The organism is Acidobacteriota bacterium, from assembly GCA_003696075.1.
GTDB lineage: Bacteria > Acidobacteriota > Polarisedimenticolia > J045 > J045 > J045.
Genome location: RFHH01000036.1, coordinates 1 through 4,921, shown reverse-complemented (window position 1 = coordinate 4,921; position 4,921 = coordinate 1). Strand labels below are relative to the sequence as shown.

Sequence of the window (4,921 nt, the reverse complement as noted above, 5' to 3'; positions counted from 1 at the left end):
TTATGGCCCGTGCCGCCTTCGGGACACCGCTCGGCACGCCCGTTGCTGTGAGATCCCGCCGAACGGCCCGGCCGCGGCGTCGTCCGGCGGTGCGGTCGGCGGTGGCCGCTCCGGAGAGCGGGGGCGGCCCCGGCCGGTCGCGGTGCGATGCGGCCGGGGTTGCGCGCGAGGCACCGCGGGCGACGGGGCGGGCGCGGGGCGAGGTGTGCGATGAGAGAGCGGTTCGGAGCGAGGGTGTTTCCCCGGGGCGGCCTCCTGCGGGACGTCCGGCATGTTTCGTTCTTCGCGGTGCTCATGGAGCTTTCGGTGCTGCTGCCGGCCGTCCCGGCGCTCGCCGGGCCGCCGACGACCGGCTCCGCCTCCGCGAGGGCCGTCTCCGAAGCGGCGGGCGGAACGGTGGCGTCGTCACTACCTGAAGGAGTCGATCGGGGTTGGCTCGACCGGGCCGAGGCGTCGATCCGCGCCGCCGAGTACCACGTGACGTGGTCGGACGAAACGCCGTGGGAGGAGATGGCCGGGGGCTGGCAGGCGCCGAACCGGGCGCAGGGCTTCCGGACATGGTTTACCGGGAAGGGCGTCCGCCTCGTGCCCCGCAAGCCAGGCCCGCCGGACTGGGAGTGGCATCTCGCGCTCGCCGCGTGGGGTCGCGAGGGGGCGATGCAGAAGGTCGCGCCGGGGCGGCTGTCGGTCCACGAGAGCCGCGTCGAGATCGACCGCGGCGCTCTCGTCGAGTGGTACGAGAACTCGCCGCGCGGCCTCGAGCAGGGCTTCACGATCCCGAGGCCGCCGCAGGAGGGCGAGCGGATCGGCCCGCTGCGGCTCGACCTGGCCCTGACGGGAACGCTGCGGCCGATCTTCGACGGCGCGGGGAAGGCGGTGGAGTTCGCGGCGAGGGGTGGGCGCCGGGTGCTGCGCTACTCCGAGCTGCGGGTTTCCGATGCGCACGGCCGGGCCGTTCCGGCGCGGATCGAGGGAACGTCGATCGACGGAACCACCGGGATTCGGCTCGTCATCGAGGATCGGGAGGCTGCCTATCCGCTCGCCGTCGATCCGCTGGCGAGCAGTCCGTCCTGGACGAGAAATGGCGATTCCTCTCACCCGATCGGTTACAGCGTCGGTTCCGCGGGCGACGTCAACGGCGATGGCTTCGGCGACATTGCCATGGGCTCCACGGCTGGTCATATCTGCGTTCACCATGGGAGCCCCGCGGGGCCCACGTACGACGAGCAATTCCATTATTGGCAGCAAGGGCTGGGGCGGAACGTCCAAACAGCGGGCGATGTCAACGGTGACGGCTACAGCGACCTCGTCGCCGCCGGCGGAGAATGGTGGCACTATGACTGGAGCGTGATGCTTTTCTACGGAGGTGCCGGCGGACTCGATGTCAACAACAGTTGGCAGCCCGACGCCTCGATCCTCGGCAAGAGCTTACTCGGAAAGGATGCCGGGCCGGCCGGCGATGTGAACGGCGACGGCTACGCCGACCTGATCATCAGTGCCATAAATGTCGATGGCGATCACGGCGAGGTCTACGTCTTCTATGGCACACCATCGGGCCTGCCGGCTCTTCCCGATTGGACCGCCACCGGGTTCTACAGCTCCAGCGGCGATTTTTGGGACAATTTCGGAACGGGCGCCGCGACGGCCGGCGACGTGAACGGTGACGGGTACAGCGACATCGTGGTCGGATTCCCCGAAAACGGCACCATCTACGCCTGGTACGGCGGCCCGAACGGCCTCGGCCCTGACGGCTCGCCTTCGAATTACGACTGGTCGTACACGGCGGGGAGCCGTTGCGGTTGGAGCGTCGCCGCGGCGGGGGACGTCAACGGCGACGGCTACGGCGACGTGATCGCCGGAACCGACACGGCGGAGCAGGTTTGGATCTTCTACGGATCGCCCTCCGGACTCCCGGCCGCGCCGGACGCCATCCTCTACACTCCGGAGCCAGGGTTCGACTTCGGATACTCGGTGCGGACAGCCGGCGACGTGAACGGGGACGGATACGCCGACGTCATCATCGGGGCCCCGGGCGATTCAGCCTACGTCTACATCGGCGGGCGGAACGGAATCCAAGGCTGGGCGTACTGGAGGCACGCGGGGTGGTTCTCGGCTGACTACGCCCACGCCGTGTCGACGGCCGGCGACGTGAACGGAGATGGGTTCAGCGAGGTTCTTGTCGGAGACCCGTCGAACAACAAAACCCAACTGTTCAACGGCGGTCCGGACGATCCCAACGGGCCCAATTGGTTGACCAGCCTCACATTGCCGTCGGACGGCGACCTCCTCGGTTTCTCCGTCGATTCAGCAGGGGACGTCAATGGCGATGCGTACGACGACATCGTCATCGGCGCCCGCGATTGGGACGGCGGCCAGGTCGACGAGGGTGCGATCTTCGTCTACCTCGGAAACATGGAGGGACCCGGCGGGACGTACGACTGGATGGCCGAGAGCGATCAGGGGGGAGCCCAGCTCGGCTGGTCGGTCGCCGGCGCGGGCGACATCGACGGCGACGGATTCGACGACCTGGCGGCCGGCGCACCAGGCTATGCCCATTTCAAGGGAGAGGTCGACAGCGGCGCCGTCTTCGTCTGGCGCGGGTCGATGCTCGGCCTCGGCCCGAACGGCAACCCAGGGAACGCGGACTGGAGCGCGTTCGCCAACAAGTCGTACAGCCTGCTCGGCTACGACGTCGATGCCGCGGGCGATCTCAACGGCGACGGCTACGGCGACATCGTCGTCGGCGCGCCTTTCTACGACAACCACGCGACCGACGAGGGTGCGGCGTTCGTCTGGTACGGCTCGGCCACCGGTTTGGGAGCGACCGGAACGCCGTCCAACGCCGACTGGGCCGCTTATGGCGTGCAGGACGGCGCACGCTTCGGGACGTCGGTGGCGTCGGCGGGCGACGTCAACGCCGACGGCTTCGGCGATCTCGGCGTCGGGGCCTATCGCTACGACGACATCTACACCGACGAGGGTGCGGCGTTCGTCTGGTACGGCTCAATGCATGGTCTCTCGGGGACGGGTACCCCATCGAACGCCGACTGGAGCTACATCGGAGAGCAAACCGGAGCGTATGTCGGCTACGCGATCTCGGCGGGGGACGTCAATGGCGACGGTTTCAGCGATTTCGCCGTCGGCGCGCACGGATGGGACCGCTCGGACTACGGCCGTGTCTACGTCTTCCACGGCGATGCAGGCGGGCTCTCGACAAGTCCGGCGACGACGATCACCGGCACGGATCCTAATGGCGCGTTCGGGTACGCGCTCTCCTTCGCCGGCGATGTCAACGGGGACGGCTACGACGACCTGATCGTGGGCGCCTACCTGACGGACGACACCGCCAACGGTTACACCGACGCCGGCGAGGCGTTCCTGTGGTACGGCAGCGACGCCGGGCTGGTGACGACGGCTCCGGCGTGGTCGGCCTACGGCGAGAGCGCCACCGCATGGTTCGGGCGCTCGGTCGCCGGAGCGGGGGATACCAATGGCGACGGCTTCGCCGATTTCCTCATCGGCATTCCGGGATGGGACCCGGGACCCTTCGATGTGAACCAGGGGGAGGCTTACCTCTACGCCGGCGGCGGGCGGTTCGGCCGCGAAATCGAGCCGCAGCAGCGGAAGGTCAACGACATCGTCGCCCCGGTCCTCGCGCGCTACGACCTGTCGGACAGTCCCGACGGTTTCGAGGTGGCCGCAAGGGGCTGGGGCCTTCTCGGGCGGGCCGAGGTCCAGCTCGAGTGGGAGGCCAAGCCGCTGGGCCAGCTCTTCGACCTGACCGGGCTCCAGCGGGGCACCACCTGGACCGACTCGACGGCCGGCTCGGCGCTGGTCAAGGGGACGGCGAGCGCGTCCACGTCGGGCGCGCAGCACTGGCGGGCGAGGGTGCGGATGCATCCGGCCGATTCGCCGTACCAGCTCTGGGGGCGCTGGGTCACGCGGCCGTGGGGCGGCTGGAACGAGGCGATGCTGCGCGTGGCGCAGGACGCCGACGGCGACGGCTGGCCCGACGAGCGCGACAACTGCCCCTCGATCGCGAACCCGGGCCAGGAGGACGCCGACGCGGACGATCTCGGAGACGTGTGCGACAACTGTCCCTCGGACGCGAACCCGGGCCAGGAGGATGCCGACGGCGACGGCACCGGCGACGTCTGCGACACCTGCACCGACACCGACGGCGACGGCTACGGCGATCCTGGCTATCCGGCGACGACCTGCACGCTCGACAACTGCCCCGCCGATTCGAATCCCGACCAGGCCGACATGGACGGTGACGGCACGGGCGACGTCTGCGATCCGGACCGCGACGGCGACGGCTGGGCGAACGCCGGCGACTGTGCGCCAGACGACGGCACGCTGTGGTCGAAGCCGACGCCGGTGCTCGACCTGATGGTGACGAACGACCCCGTCAACAATCTGAACTGGTCGCCGCCGGCCGATCCCGGGACGTCGCAGACGCTCTACTACGACGTGCTGACCAGCCGGAAGCCGAACGACTGGAGCATCTTCGAGGCCCAGTGCGTCGAGTCGGACGACACCGACACGACGGCGACCGAGACCAGCGTGCCGCAACCCGGGGAAGCGTACTACTACCTCGTGCGGGCGGAGAATCCGTGCGGCAGCAACATGGGAACGAAGTCCGACGGCACGCCGCGCACCGGGAGGGCCTGCCCATGACGATGGACGGCGGGTACAGGTTTTCAGCCGCGGGAACGCCGCGCGATCCGCGGCGCTCCGGTGACACGGGATCCGTCCGAGGCGCGACGGTTCGCGTCGCGGCGGTCGCGCTTCTGCTGCTGCTGTTGGGGGCGGCTTCGATGCCGGCGCTCGCGCAGCAGAGCGCGAGCTTTCACATCAGCGACCACACGCTGAACGCGGGCGGCCGCCCGGAGGGGGGCGTGACGGCCTCCTCGGCGAG

Annotated in this window: 2 protein-coding genes; both read left to right on the top strand. The window is 69.4% G+C overall.

What is annotated here, in order from left to right; genetic code table 11:
- The first annotated feature begins 210 nt into the window (after positions 1-210).
- A complete protein-coding gene (locus tag D6718_02225) occupies positions 211-4,680 on the top strand; it encodes a hypothetical protein (protein RMG48236.1) in 4,470 nt (1,489 codons plus the stop codon).
- The coding region (locus D6718_02220) for a hypothetical protein (protein ID RMG48235.1) at positions 4,677-4,921 on the top strand (245 nt) is incomplete at its 3' end. The genes D6718_02225 and D6718_02220, both read left to right, overlap by 4 nt.

Coding starts and splice junctions, on each gene's coding strand:
- D6718_02225 (RMG48236.1), top strand. CDS start 211: ATGAGAGAGCGGTTCGGAGCGAGGGTGTTTCCCCGGGGCGGCCTCCTG.